This is a genomic window from Rhodococcus oxybenzonivorans (genome assembly GCF_003130705.1).
Taxonomy (GTDB): Bacteria; Actinomycetota; Actinomycetes; order Mycobacteriales; family Mycobacteriaceae; genus Rhodococcus_F; species Rhodococcus_F oxybenzonivorans.
This window is the reverse complement of the sequence record NZ_CP021354.1, coordinates 2285983-2299243: the sequence shown is the minus strand read 5'-3', so window position 1 is coordinate 2299243 and position 13261 is coordinate 2285983. Positions and strand designations below refer to the sequence as shown.

Here is a 13261-nt window from a genome sequence, read left to right as displayed (position 1 = left end):
TTCTCACCGACGTCTATAGTTCGCCTAAATGTAAGGTAAAGAAAGCCTCACAGCGGCAGATGGGTGGATGTGGGTGTCAACGCGCGACCGAGTAGCCGAAATCTATGAACAGGTCCGCCTACGCAATGCGGGCGAACCGGAGTTCCATCAGGCGGCGGCAGAAGTGTTCGAGTCGCTTCAGATCGTTCTCGACCATCACCCGCACTACGCGGATTCCGGGCTGATCGAGCGCCTGTGCGAGCCCGAACGACAAATCATCTTCCGAGTGCCCTGGGTGGACGACGCCGGACGTGTGCACGTCAATCGCGGATTTCGGGTGCAGTACAACAGTGTGCTCGGCCCCTACAAGGGCGGTCTCCGATTCCACCCGAGCGTGAATCTAGGAATCGTGAAGTTCCTCGGTTTCGAGCAAATCTTCAAGAACGCACTCACCGGACTCCCGATCGGCGGTGGCAAAGGAGGGTCCGACTTCGACCCCAAGGGCCGTTCGGACGCCGAGATCATGCGCTTCTGCCAGTCCTTCATGACCGAACTGCACCGCCACATCGGTGAGTACATCGACGTCCCTGCCGGTGACATCGGTGTCGGTGGACGCGAGATCGGCTACCTGTTCGGTCAGTACAAACGCCTGACCAATTCCTACGAGTCGGGTGTCCTCACCGGCAAAGGCCTCACCTGGGGCGGTTCGCAGGTGCGGCGCGAGGCCACCGGCTACGGAGTGGCCTACTTCGTCGCCGAGATGTTGCACGCAGCGCGCACCTCGTTGGACGGGAAGACGGTGGTGATCTCCGGCTCCGGAAACGTCGCCATCCATGCCATCGAGAAGATCCACCAGCTCGGCGGCGTCGCGGTTGCATGCTCGGATTCGTCGGGATATGTCGTCGACGACAAGGGCCTCGACGTCGGTCTCCTGAAGGAGATCAAGGAGGTGCGGCGCGGGCGCATCGGCGAATACGCCGATACCGTGCCACACGCGAGATTCGCTCCGAACGGGTCGATCTGGGACGTCCGATGTGATGTCGCACTTCCCTGCGCCACCCAGAACGAACTCGACGAAGCAGCTGCCAAGACTTTGGTGGCCAATGGCGTCCAGGCCGTCGCCGAAGGCGCGAACATGCCGACCACCCCTCAGGGAGTACAGGTGTTTCGCGACGCCGGCGTGGCCTTCGCACCAGGCAAGGCCGCCAACGCCGGCGGTGTCGCAACGTCGGCACTCGAGATGCAGCAGAACGCGTCCCGCGACTCGTGGAGCTTCGAGTACACCGACGAGCGACTGGCCGGGATCATGCGCGGCATCCACGACCGCACCGTCGCCACCGCCGACGAGTACGGGATGCCCGGCGATTACGTCCACGGCGCGAACATCGCCGGCTTCGTCAAGGTGGCCGACGCGATGATCTCACTCGGCGTCATCTGACCGAGCGGTCCCGAGACGACAGGAGGGCACGGCCGCATCGGCCGTGCCGTCCTGCCTCGTCATCAGTCGATCGGCTTGTCGTCCAAGCCTTCATCCTCGCGGGCCTTCTTCGCAGCCTCCCGCATCTCGATTCCGTCCGACACCCAGTCACCGATCTCCCGGGTGACGTCGCGAACCGCGCCGGCGATGATGGTCGCGATGTGTCCCACGTGCGTGGCCGCGGATTCCGTCAGTTCCTGCACGGTGTCCTTGCGCCGTTCGAACTTCCCCACCATGTGCTTCGCCTCTCAGGCTGCAGTCTTCTGCCGCTCGACGATAACACCGGGAGGGGTGTCGGACGAGAGGAGGCCGGGCGGGAGCGCCAGCTTGAAGATCTTCCCCCACACGGAGCCGATCTGCTTGAAAAAGCCACCGGTGTTGTAGGGAAGTCCGTGCTTTTCGCACAGCGCCTTCACCTGGGGGGCCAGCTCCGGGTAGCGGTGGGCCGGCAGGTCCGGGAACAGGTGATGCTCGATCTGGTGAGAAAGGTTGCCCGACATGATGTGGAACAGCGGGCTGCCCTCGATATTGGCGCTGCCGAGCATCTGCCGCACGTACCACTCGCCGCGGGTCTCCTCCGCGGTCTCGTCCTCGGTGAAACTCTGCACACCGCTGGGGAAGTGGCCGCAGAAGATGATCGAGTACGCCCACACGTTGCGGATCAGGTTGGCGGTGACGTTGCCGAGCAGCGTGGGAATGAACAACGGTCCGGTCAGTGCAGGGAAGATCGCGTAGTCCTTGAGCACCTGACGCCCGGCCTTGTTCCACCACCCTTTGAGTAGCGGCTTGACGTCGTGCCACTTCCGCTTGCCCTGGATGACGTTCTCGGCCTCGAGGTCATGCAACATGACGCCCCACTCGAACAGCATCATCAACAGGAAGGCGTAGACGGGGTTGCCGAGGTAGTACGGATTCCACTTCTGGGCCTCGTCGATCCGCAAGATGCCGTAACCGATGTCCCGGTCGCGCCCCAGGATGTTCGTGTACGTGTGATGCATGTAGTTGTGGGAGTGCTTCCACTGGTCGGCCGGGCACACAGTGTCCCATTCGAAGACCCGCGAGTTCAGTCCCGGTTCACGCATCCAGTCGTACTGGCCGTGCATGACGTTGTGGCCGATTTCCATGTTGTCGAGGATCTTCGAGATCCCGAGGGCACCGACGCCCGCGATCCAGGCGGGCGGGAAGAATCCGAGGTACATCAGCCCGCGGCCGGCGACCTCGAAGCCCCTCTGGGCTTTGATGATCTTGTAGATGTACTCGCGGTCCTCTGCGCCGAGATCGGCAACGGTGCGATCACGAAGTGCGTCGAGTTCCCGGCCGATTTCCTCGACCTGGTCGTGTGTGAGCACGACGGGGGCTGTCGATCGTGTGTCGTCCGAGCCGTCGACGAAGGGCAGGAACGAGAGTGAGAGTCCAAACATGTCGGTCTCCAAGTGTGTGATGTCGAGTGAGTCAGATGTCGAGGGCGACGTCGCCGACGGGGACCGAGACACACAACTGAATGGCCTTGTCCGGATCGGTATCGGTGTCGCCGGTACGTACGTTCTTGGTGCATCCCGATTTCTTCACCGCGGTACAGGAGAAGCAGATGCCCATCCGGCAGCCGTACTCGGGATGAAGTCCGGCGGCCTCGGCCTGTTCCAGCAGGGTCCCACCGGAGTTGTCGGCCGTGACTCGACTGGCCGTGAAGGACAGCTCACCACCGGCCTCACCCTCGACCGGCGTCGCGGCGGGAGCGAACTCCTCGGTGTGGAGCCGGTCCTCGATGCCGAGTTCCCGGTACACCTCCCGAACACCACGCATCAGGCCGGGGGGACCGCAGAGAAAGGTCTCGGCCTCGGCGTACCAGGGCGCGACCGCGTCGAGATGCTTCTGCCCGAAGAAACCGTGCAGATGTCCGCCGGTCTCCTGATCGGTGTACGCCAGCACGAGGTTGACGTTGGGGTTGGCATCGGCAAGCTCGCGGAGCTCGTCCAGATAGGCGACGTCGTTTTCGGTGTACGCGTAGTGCAGAAAAGTCACGCTTCCCGCATGCTTCTCCTCGACGAGAGTACGAAGCATCGAGAGGACCGGGGTGATCCCGCTGCCACCACTCACGAGGAGAACTCGGCGCGGCCGGGTGGTCGGCAGAACGAATTCCCCCGCCGCCTGCGACAGGTCGAGGATCAGTCCGGGCCGGGCGTTTTCGTGAAGATACTGCGACACGAGGCCGTCGGGGTGCGCCTTGATCGTCAACTCGATGGTGCCGTCCGGGGACGACTGAGCGTTGGCCGGCGAGTAGCAACGAGTGTGGCGAACTCCGTCGATCACTACCCCTACCTGCACAAACTGTCCGGCGCGGAATCCGCGCCACTGACGGGTCGGGCGCAGCGTGAGCGTGACGGTGTCCGCGGTCGACCGATCGACCGCGAGCACCTCGGCCCGCAGATCACGCACGGTGACCATCGGCGTGACGAGTTCGAGGTAACGGTCGAGCTGATGCGGAGTGGCCATCGCCTCGAACAACGACAGCAGCGAGAACCTGCGTCCCTCCGCCGGACGACTGGTGTGAGCAACTGACACGGCAGCCTCCTCCATTTGAGTGCACGGTTGTACACTGACAATAGTGTGACAGGTGCAGACAGGTAGTTGTCAATCGAAATGTGACGGCAGGCACACACGCGAGTGCCGTCACCTCGCACAGATCGGAAACACATGACGGACGAGCAGCACGGTCATCCCGTGGTTACGGGCGGTGCGGCAGCCGACGTCCTCGTGATCGACGCTCCCATCCCCACGAATAGACTCGGTGCCGTGAGTCAGTCGACCGGAGCGGAACCCGAGAGCAGGGCAGCACGTAAAGAGCGCACCCGAAAGGCCCTCCTGGACGGCACCCTCGACCTCATGGCGGACCGGAGCTTCGCGGGTGTGAGCCTGCGGGAGATCGCCCGCCATGCAGGAATCGTGCCCACTGCGTTCTATCGACACTTCGCGTCCATCGAGGAACTCGGCGTCGTTCTCGTCGAGGAGAGCATGCGAATGCTGCGACAAATGCTGCGCGATGCCCGCCGCAACCCGAGTACCAAGAGCGCGGGCGCGTCTCTCGACATCCTCGTCCGCCAAGTCCGCACTCACGAGGCACAGTTCCGCTTCCTCAGTCGTGAGCGCTACGGCGGTGTTCCCGAGATCCGCCGCGCCATCGCCACCGAGATGCGATTGTTCGTCAGCGAGCTGACCGTGGATCTCACGCGAATCGGCGGGCTCGAGTCGTGGGACGCCGACGACCTCGAGATGGCGGCCGACCTGATCGTCTCCACGATGTTCGCCGTCGTCGTCGACCTCCTCGAAGCCGACCGTCCCGGCGTGCGTACCGAAGCCGAGGTGGTCGCCCGCGCCGAACGCCAGCTACGGCTCATCATGCTCGGCATGACGGCGTGGAATCCCCGGAGGAGTTGACCCTCCCGCCGTACGGTGGGGGCATGCTGCCAACCTCCGAACACGTGACCATCCCCATAGGCGACCTGACCTTCGACGTCACCGTCAACGGCCCTTCCGACGGCGAAGCCGCCGTTCTCCTGCACGGGTTTCCGGAAAGCGCTGCGTCGTGGACGCCTGTCGCCGCCCTCCTGGCACAGTCCGGGATGCGAACCTATGCACCGAACCAGCGTGGATATTCGGCTGGTGCGCGGCCCGAGGCTGTCGACGCCTACCGCATCGACCACCTCGTCGGGGACGTCATCGCTCTCCTGGACGCACTCGGCCTCGAGACGGCGCATCTCGTAGGCCATGACTGGGGCGCCATCGTTGCGTGGGTCGTGGCGGCGCGACACCCCGGCCGCATTACCTCACTCACGACCGTTTCGGTGCCCCATCCGGGCGCCTTCGGCTGGGCGCTGCGCGAGGACGCCGACCAGAAAGAACGGTCGTCCTACATTCGCCTGCTGCGGATGGAGGGCAAGGCCGAACATGTGCTCCTGCGCGAGAACGCGCAGGCGCTGCGGGCGATGTTCGGCGATGTCGTCCCGCCCGAACTCGTCGACCGGCATGTCGCAGTCCTCACCGAGCCGGGGGCGCTCACCGGGGCCCTGAACTGGTACCGGGCAATGACACGAGATTTCGACCAGACCCCCGCCGTCACGGTCCCCACCACCTACGTCTGGAGTACCGGCGACACGGCGCTGGGCCGCGCCGGAGCCGAAAAGTGCGCCGAATTCGTGGACGCACCATACGAGTTCGTCGTCCTCGACGACGCGACGCACTGGATCCCCGAGCAGTGCCCCGACGACCTCGCCAAGGCGATACTTCGGCGGGCCGGAATGGCCACTGGCTGATAATCGGCGTCAGCTTCGCTCCGGAGCACGCACCACGGTCAGGGCCGCGAGTCCGAGGGCCAGCACGATCAGGAGACCGAGGATCCCGGCCCGATCCGCGCCGAACCACCACGCGAAGAGTCCGAACAGCGTCGGCGACAGGAACGACACCGCGCGTCCGGTCGTCGCGTACAGACCGAACATCTGCCCTTCGCGGCCGGGCGGCGTGATCCGTGCAAGGAACGTGCGCGACGAGGACTGCGCGGGTCCCACGAAAAGGCACAGCAGGAGACCGAAGATCCAGAACATTCCCGGTCCGGACACAGCCGTCAAGATGATGCCGACGACGAGCATCGCCCCCAGCGACGCCGCGATGACCGTCTTGGGACCCACCCGGTCGTCGAAGCGGCCTGCCGTGAGTGCACCGACGGCGGAGACGATATTTGCCGCGACACCGAACAGCAGCACATCTCCGGCACTGATGCCGTAGACGTTGACGGCGAGGACCGCACCGAACGTGAACACTCCGGCCAGTCCGTCGCGGAAGAGCGCACTGGCGCCGAGGAAGTACACGGTGCGGCGGTCGGCAGACCAGAGGCTGCGCAGATCTCGCCAGAGAATCCGATACGACTCCACGAAACCGGCCTTGTCGGCGCCCGGATCGACCTGGGGCCGCGGCAGTTCGGGAACCTTCAGCAGCACAGGTATCGCGAAGACGGCGAACCAGATTGCCGCGAGCAGCGCCACCATCCGGATGTTCAGCCCACCGTCCGTGGTGAACCCCAGCGCTCCGCGGGTGTCCCCGTCACCGGCGATGAAGCCGAAGTAGCACAACAGTAGAAGCACGATTCCGCCGAAATAGCCCATTGCCCAACCGAAGCCGGACACCCGACCTATATTCGACGGCGTCGACACCTGCCGCAACATGGCGTTGTACGGCACGCCGGCGAGCTCGAAGATCACCGAACCGGCAGCAAGCAACGCCAGACCGAGCCAGAGGTACTCGACCGAGTCGCGGACGAAGAACATGCCGACCATGCAAGCCACGGTCGCGAAGGTGAGAACACCGAGCGCGCGCTTGCGCCGTCCTGCGGCGTCGAATCGCTGCCCTGTGACCGGCGCCAGCACCGCGATGAGGAATCCGGCGATCCCCAGCGACCACCCGAGCCAGGTGCTCGCAGAGATCGATCCTTCGAGGTCCTCCCCCACTGCATCGGTGAGGTAGACGGAAAAGACGAACGTGAGGATCACCGCATTGAAGGCGGCTGACCCCCAGTCCCACAGACCCCACGCGACGACCTGTTTGCGCGTCGCAGCCTCACCGATCCCGGCGGGCGGACGAACTTCGGTGCTCATGTCGCGAGCCTATGTGAGCGAACGGGTCGTTCGTACTCTCCGACGCAACGACCCACTCGCACCGAGCGGATCATGTGCACTTAGTTGCATAGGCACTTCGTTGCATACATACTTTGTGCGTGGCACTCGAACATGCGCTTCTCGTCTCCCTCACCGAACATTCCGGGTCGGGGTATGAATTGGCACGCCGATTCGACAAATCGATCGGCTTCTTCCAGAGCGCCACCCACCAGCAGATCTATCGGCTGCTCAAGCGCATGGACGAAGCCGGGTGGGTGGATGCCGAAGTCGTAGCGCAGGACAGCAGGCCGGACAAGAAGGTGTATCGGGTCAGCGCGGCAGGTCGGGCCGAGTTGCAGCGTTGGATCGCCGAACCCACCGAACCGAATCACCTGCGTAACGAGCTTGCGGTCAAGATCCGCGCCGCCCAGCAAGGCGATATTCCCGCACTGGCCGCCGAAGTCGCCCGGCACCGCGACGGCCACGCTGCCCGGCTCGAGATCTACCGCATGATCGAAAAACGTGACTTCCCGGCGCCGGACCAACTCTCCGGAACCGCCCTTCACCAGTACCTCGTCCTGCGCGGCGGCATTCGCGTCGAAGAGGGGTTCGCCGGCTGGTGCCAAGAAGTACTCGACGCCCTCTCGCAGTAAGGACACGCCGCATGACACAGTTTCCCCAGCTCCTCGCCCCGCTGGACCTCGGCTTCACGACTTTGAAGAACCGGGTGATCATGGGTTCGATTCACACCGGTCTCGAAGACCGCGCCAAGGACGTACCTCGACTGGCGGCGTACTTCGCCGAGCGCGCCCGCGGTGGTGTCGCCCTGATCGTCACCGGTGGGTACGCCCCCAACCGCACCGGCTGGCTGCTGCCTTTCGGTGCCAAGCTCACCAACCGCGTGGAGGCCCGGCGGCACCGTGCGATTACCAAGGCCGTGCACGACGAGGGCGGCATGATCGCCCTGCAGATTCTGCACGCAGGCCGCTACAGCTATCAGCCGTTCAGCGTCTCCGCCTCCTCGATCAAGGCCCCGATCAATCCGTTCCGCCCCCGAAGACTCACCGGCCGGGGCGTCCGCTGGCAGATCCGCAACTTCGTGCGGTGTGCGCGGCTGGCACAGCAGGCGAATTACGACGGCGTCGAGATCATGGCGGGTGAGGGATACTTCATCAATCAGTTCCTGTGCGAACGCACCAACAAGCGGACCGACGAGTGGGGTGGCACGCCCGAGAACCGCCGCCGGATCGCCGTCGAGATAGTTCGCCGCACCCGGGCCGCCGTGGGCCGCGACTTCATCATCATCTTCCGCTTGTCGATGGCCGATCTCGTGGAAGGCGGTCAGACGTGGGACGACATCGTCGCTCTGGCCAAGGACGTGGAAGCTGCGGGTGCCACGATCATCAACACCGACATCGGCTGGCACGAATCCCGCGTCCCCACCATCGTCACGTCGGTGCCGCGCGCGGCGTTCGCCGACATCACCGGCAAGCTCGAGAAGCACGTGAACATTCCAGTGGCCGCGTCCAACCGGATCAACATGCCCGAGGTCGCGGAGGAAATACTCACCCGCGGTGATGCTCAGCTGATCTCGATGGCCCGCCCGATGCTCGCCGACCCCGACTGGGTCCGCAAAGCCGAAGCCGGAAACTCGGACGAGATCAACACCTGTATCGCGTGCAACCAGGCGTGCCTCGACCACGCCTTCGTCCGCAAGCACGTGTCCTGCCTGCTGAATCCGCGTGCGGGCCGGGAAACGGAACTGACGCTCTCCCCCACCCGGACCGCGAAGCGCGTCGCGGTCGTGGGCGCCGGCCCCGCGGGATTGTCCGCGGCGCTCGGCCTAGCGCAGCGGGGCCACACGGTGACGCTGTTCGAGGCGGACTCCGAAATCGGTGGCCAGTTCGGCATCGCCCGCAAGATCCCCGGCAAGGAGGAGTTCGCGGAGACCATTCGCTACTACAACCGGCAACTCGCACTCGCCGGTGTGGATGTCCGGCTCGACACCCGCGTCGCAGCGGTCGATCTCGTCGGCCGCTACGACGAGGTGGTGATCGCCACCGGCGTCACCCCGCGCCTTCCGTCGATTCCCGGCATCGACCATCCCACAGTGCTCACGTACCCCGAGGTGGTGCGCGGCGGTAAGTCGGTCGGAAAGTCGGTTGCCGTGATCGGTGCCGGCGGCATCGGCGTCGACGTCAGCGAGTTTCTCACCCACGAGCACTCACCGACCCTCGACCTGAAGGAATGGAAGCAGGAGTGGGGGGTCACCGAACCCGAGGCCGCTGCCGGCGCCCTCACCACGCCCATCCCCGAGCCGTCGCCTCGTGAGGTGTACCTCCTCCAGCGTAAAAGCGGGCGGATCGGGGCGGGGCTCGCGAAAACGACGGGCTGGGTGCACCGCGCCGCCCTGAAGAACAAGGGCGTGCACGAGTTGTCCGGCGTCAACTACGAGCGCATCGACGACGAGGGACTCCACATCACCTTCGGCGACAAACGCGAGAAGCCCCGCACCCTTGCCGTCGACAACGTGGTGATCTGCGCAGGTCAGGAGTCCGTGCGCGACCTGGTCGACGAGCTGACCGTCGCCGGGGTCAGCACCCACGTCATCGGCGGCGCCGACGTCGCAGCCGAACTCGATGCCAAACGCGCCATCGAACAGGGCACCCGGCTCGCGGCGCGCATCTGACGCACTACGCTGACTGACCGTGAGTTTGCCGAACCCCACCCCCAGTGCCCGTGCCGTCGTCACCGGCGCCTCGTCCGGTATCGGCGAGGCGCTGGCCACGGATCTCGCCTCCCGTGGTCATTCCCTCATCCTCGTCGCCCGGCGCGGCGAGGTCATGGAGTCGTTGGCGGCGACGCTCCGCGCCGAACACGGTGTCGAGGTGGACGTGCGGGCGTGCGACCTGTCCGATCGTGACGCACGTTCCGCCCTGGTCGGCGAGATCGCCGGTCGGGAGATCAGCGTGCTGTGCAACAACGCCGGCATCGCAACGTTCGGCTCGGTCGCCGACCTCGATCCCGCCTACGAACGGGCGCAGGTCGAACTGAATGCCGTTGCCGTTCATGATCTCACCCTGGCCGTACTTCCGGGCATGCTGGAACGCAAGTCCGGTGCGATCCTGATGGTGGGATCAGCGGCAGGCAATATGCCCATCCCCCACAACGCCACCTACGCGGCTACGAAGGCCTTCGTCAACACCTTCTCCGAATCGCTGCGCGGCGAACTCAAGGGCTCCGGGGTCAGCGTGACTCTGCTCGCCCCGGGACCGGTCCGCACCGAGGAACCCGACCCCGCGGACGCGTCCATCGTCGACAAGCTGGTCCCCGACTTCCTGTGGATCTCCAGCGAATACACCGCCAAGGTGTCGCTCGACGGCTTGGCCGACAACAAGATGCGTGTGGTGCCGGGCGTCATCAGTAAGGCGATGTCCGTTGCGGGACAGTACAGTCCGCGCGCAGTCGTGGCGCCGATCGTGGGAAGCTTCTACAAGAAGTTGGGCAACTAGACGGCGGCGAATGTACCGTTCGACGCTTCCACCGCGCTGAACGGTACATTCGCCCCGAGCGCAGCCGATGTCAGCGCCGCCGGCGGCGCCCCGTGCCGAAGATGCTGCGCGAGATCTCCCGTCCTGCGACCGAGGCCGCCGACCTCAGGAAACTCTTGACCGCCGGACTTCCCAGAATCTGCTCGGCCATGTTCGGCCCGTCGGGCTCCGCAGGCGCGGGCAGGTCCGGCAGCGATGGCAAATCGACGTCCTCGTCGGTTGCCGGCGCTCCCGCGACTTTCGCGGTGAGCTGCTCGTACGCCGATTCCCGGTCGACGGTCCGACCGTATCTCTGCGCCAGCGGGCTCGACGCCGCCGCGCCCCGAATGGCGTCGTTGCCAATGGTGTCCATGAGTGAACGTGGTGGCCGCATCCTGGTCCACGCCACAGGCGTCGGAGCACCCTTCTCGGAGAGCACCGTCACGATCGCCTCGCCGATCCCGAGGGATGTGAGCGCCTTCTCCAGATCATAGAATTGCGTCTTCGGGTACGTGCGTACCGTTTTGTTCAGCGCCTTCTGATCGTCCGGCGTGAACGCTCGCAACGCATGTTGGATGCGCGCACCCAGTTGGGACAGCACCGCATTGGGGACGTCCGTCGGTAGTTGGGTGCAGAAGAAGACGCCGACACCTTTGGAGCGGATCAGCTTGACCGTCTGCTCCACCTGCTGCAGGAATGCCTTCGACGCGTCGGTGAACAGGAGATGCGCCTCGTCGAAGATGAAGACGAGCTTCGGCTTGTCCAGATCTCCTTCCTCGGGCAACGTTTGAAACAGATCGGCCAGTACCCACATCAGGAAGGTGGAGAAGAGGGCGGGGCGGGCGGCCTGCGCGCCCAGTTCGAACAGCGTGATGACGCCTCGCCCGTCACTGTCGAATCGGAGCAGATCTTCGGTGGCGAACTCGGGTTCACCGAAGAAGGTGTCACCGCCCTCCGCCTCGAGATTGACCAGCGCCCTGAGGATCACACCCGCCGTGGCCGGCGACACTCCGCCGATGCCCGCCAGGTCGGCCTTGCCGTCGTCGCTGGTGAGGTGAGCGATGACCGACCTCAGATCCTTGAGATCGAGCAACGCCAGACCCCGAGTGTCGGCCCAGTGAAAGATGAGCCCGAGAGTCGATTCCTGAGTGGCGTTGAGCCCCAGCACCTTACTGAGCAGGATCGGGCCGAACGCAGTGATGGTGGCCCGCACGGGGATGCCGACACCCTCCGTACCCAAGGAGAGGAACTCCACTGGCGAACCCGCCGGCGCCCAGTCACCGTCGCCGGTTTCGGCGGCGCGCGCGGTGATCTTCTCGTTCGTCTCTCCCGGCCTCGACAAGCCGGAGAGGTCGCCCTTCACATCGGCCATCACCACGGGAACCCCTGCCGCCGACAGCTGCTCGGCTATTCCCTGCAGGGTCTTGGTCTTACCGGTCCCGGTGGCACCGGCCACCAAGCCGTGCCGGTTGATCGTCGCGAGCGGTATCCGGACCCTGGCCGCGGGATCGACAACTCCGTCGACGAGGACGGTACCGAGCTCGAGCGCTACACCGGCCGACGAGTATCCCGTCGCGATTTCTGCGGCAGGCCTCGACAGAGGCGGTGCGGCAGTCGCGCCGTGCGCCGCCGCCTCCCGCGCTTCCTTCTCCGCCGCCTCTGCGGCGGCCGCGGCCTCGGCGGCAATCCTCGCCGCTTCGACCGCGGCAGCTCTGGCCGCCTCCGCCTTCTGCGCGGGAGTCGGGGCGGCCCCGCCGTTCTGCGATTGCTGGGTCATCGAAGCCCTCCTCGGATACACGAACGTCGGGAGAAAGTGTCCACCGCAGACCTTAGCCCGTGACCCACGTGACTACTGTGTTCCTGGTGCAGGACAAACTTGTGTGGATCGACTGTGAAATGACGGGCCTCCGGCTCGGTACCGACAAGCTGATCGAGATCGCCGCTCTGGTCACGGACAGCGAGCTGAACGTTCTCGGTGAGGGTGTCGACATCGTCATCCACGCCGACGACGAAGCGCTCGCCGCCATGCCGGATGTCGTGACCAAGATGCATCAGACTTCGGGACTGACCGAGGAAGTCCGTAAGTCGACGGTCACGCTCGCCGACGCCGAGCAGCAGGTGCTCGCCTACATTCGCGAGCATGTTCCAGTGGCGGGCACCGCACCGCTCGCCGGTAACTCCATTGCGACGGATCGCGGATTCATCGCGCGCGACATGCCCGACCTCGACACCTACCTGCACTACCGGATGATCGATGTGAGCTCCATCAAGGAGCTGTGCCGTCGTTGGTATCCCCGGATCTACTTCGGGCAACCCGAAAAGGGTCTCGCCCACCGGGCCCTTGCCGACATCAAGGAGTCGATCCGCGAACTGCGGTACTACCGGAAAACGGCCTTCGTGCCTGACCCCGGCCCGTCTACCAGCGACATCGCTGCCATCGTCGAAGAACTCGGGCCCGCCTGACATACCGATTGGCTTCTCGGGCATCGGACGCGCTAGTATCTTCCTCGCCGAAGTAACCGCCTCCGGGTGGCTGCCGAAAGCGCATGGTGAGTGTAGTTCAGTTGGTAGAGCACCAGGTTGTGATCCTGGCTGTCGCGGGTTCGAGTCCCGTCACTCACCCCAACAAG

12 protein-coding genes and 1 tRNA gene are annotated in these 13261 nt (G+C 65.0%); 8 read left to right on the top strand and 5 right to left on the bottom strand.

The window, feature by feature from the left end:
* The first annotated feature begins 73 nt into the window (after positions 1-73).
* Positions 74-1417, top strand: a complete 1344-nt coding sequence (gene gdhA, locus CBI38_RS11040; protein ID WP_109335000.1) for an NADP-specific glutamate dehydrogenase — start codon at positions 74-76, stop codon at positions 1415-1417.
* 62 nt (positions 1418-1479) lie between these two features.
* Here gdhA and CBI38_RS11035 read toward each other — a convergent pair whose 3' ends face one another.
* The 3 genes from CBI38_RS11035 to CBI38_RS11025 are packed head-to-tail and all read right to left on the bottom strand — an operon-like array spanning position 1480 to position 4018.
* Positions 1480-1692, bottom strand: a complete 213-nt coding sequence (locus tag CBI38_RS11035) for a hypothetical protein (protein ID WP_109328805.1) — start codon at positions 1690-1692, stop codon at positions 1480-1482.
* Between the two features lie 12 nt (positions 1693-1704).
* Positions 1705-2877 carry a fatty acid desaturase family protein gene (locus CBI38_RS11030; RefSeq protein WP_109328803.1) on the bottom strand — a complete coding sequence of 391 codons (1173 nt, stop codon included), beginning with the start codon at positions 2875-2877 and terminating at the stop codon, positions 1705-1707.
* A 31-nt stretch (positions 2878-2908) separates the two neighbouring features.
* Complete coding sequence (locus CBI38_RS11025) at positions 2909-4018, bottom strand: ferredoxin reductase (RefSeq protein ID WP_109334999.1); 1110 nt, start codon at positions 4016-4018, stop codon at positions 2909-2911.
* A gap of 132 nt (positions 4019-4150) precedes the next feature.
* Here CBI38_RS11025 and CBI38_RS11020 point away from each other — a divergent pair, with 132 nt between their 5' ends.
* Together CBI38_RS11020 and CBI38_RS11015 are read left to right on the top strand one after the other, a co-directional pair.
* A complete protein-coding gene (locus tag CBI38_RS11020; protein WP_109328801.1) occupies positions 4151-4891 on the top strand; it encodes a TetR family transcriptional regulator in 741 nt (246 codons plus the stop codon).
* A gap of 23 nt (positions 4892-4914) precedes the next feature.
* The gene (locus CBI38_RS11015) at positions 4915-5766 is read left to right on the top strand and encodes an alpha/beta fold hydrolase (protein ID WP_109328799.1); all 852 of its coding nucleotides are present in this window, start codon (positions 4915-4917) and stop codon (positions 5764-5766) included.
* Between the two features lie 9 nt (positions 5767-5775).
* On the opposite strand, the gene CBI38_RS11010 is transcribed toward CBI38_RS11015, so the two are convergent.
* Positions 5776-7101, bottom strand: a complete 1326-nt coding sequence (locus CBI38_RS11010) for an MFS transporter (protein ID WP_109328797.1) — start codon at positions 7099-7101, stop codon at positions 5776-5778.
* Positions 7102-7220: 119 nt separating this feature from the next.
* Here CBI38_RS11010 and CBI38_RS11005 point away from each other — a divergent pair, with 119 nt between their 5' ends.
* From CBI38_RS11005 to cmrA, 3 genes are read left to right on the top strand one after another with little or no spacing between them, the layout of a single operon-like run.
* A complete protein-coding gene (locus CBI38_RS11005; protein ID WP_109328795.1) occupies positions 7221-7754 on the top strand; it encodes a PadR family transcriptional regulator in 534 nt (177 codons plus the stop codon).
* Positions 7755-7765: 11 nt separating this feature from the next.
* Positions 7766-9790, top strand: a complete 2025-nt coding sequence (locus CBI38_RS11000; protein WP_109328793.1) for an NADPH-dependent 2,4-dienoyl-CoA reductase — start codon at positions 7766-7768, stop codon at positions 9788-9790.
* A 19-nt stretch (positions 9791-9809) separates the two neighbouring features.
* Positions 9810-10613 carry a mycolate reductase gene (cmrA, locus tag CBI38_RS10995; protein ID WP_109328791.1) on the top strand — a complete coding sequence of 268 codons (804 nt, stop codon included), beginning with the start codon at positions 9810-9812 and terminating at the stop codon, positions 10611-10613.
* A 70-nt stretch (positions 10614-10683) separates the two neighbouring features.
* Here the strand turns inward: cmrA and CBI38_RS10990 are convergent, their stop codons facing one another.
* The gene (locus CBI38_RS10990; protein ID WP_109328789.1) at positions 10684-12408 is read right to left on the bottom strand and encodes a helicase HerA-like domain-containing protein; all 1725 of its coding nucleotides are present in this window, start codon (positions 12406-12408) and stop codon (positions 10684-10686) included.
* Between the two features lie 86 nt (positions 12409-12494).
* Between CBI38_RS10990 and orn the strand changes: the two genes are divergently transcribed.
* Positions 12495-13094: an oligoribonuclease gene (orn, locus tag CBI38_RS10985; RefSeq protein WP_109334998.1), complete on the top strand. Its 600-nt coding sequence runs from the start codon at positions 12495-12497 to the stop codon at positions 13092-13094.
* An 86-nt stretch (positions 13095-13180) separates the two neighbouring features.
* Positions 13181-13256, top strand: a tRNA-His gene (locus CBI38_RS10980).
* Positions 13257-13261: the final 5 nt, after the last annotated feature.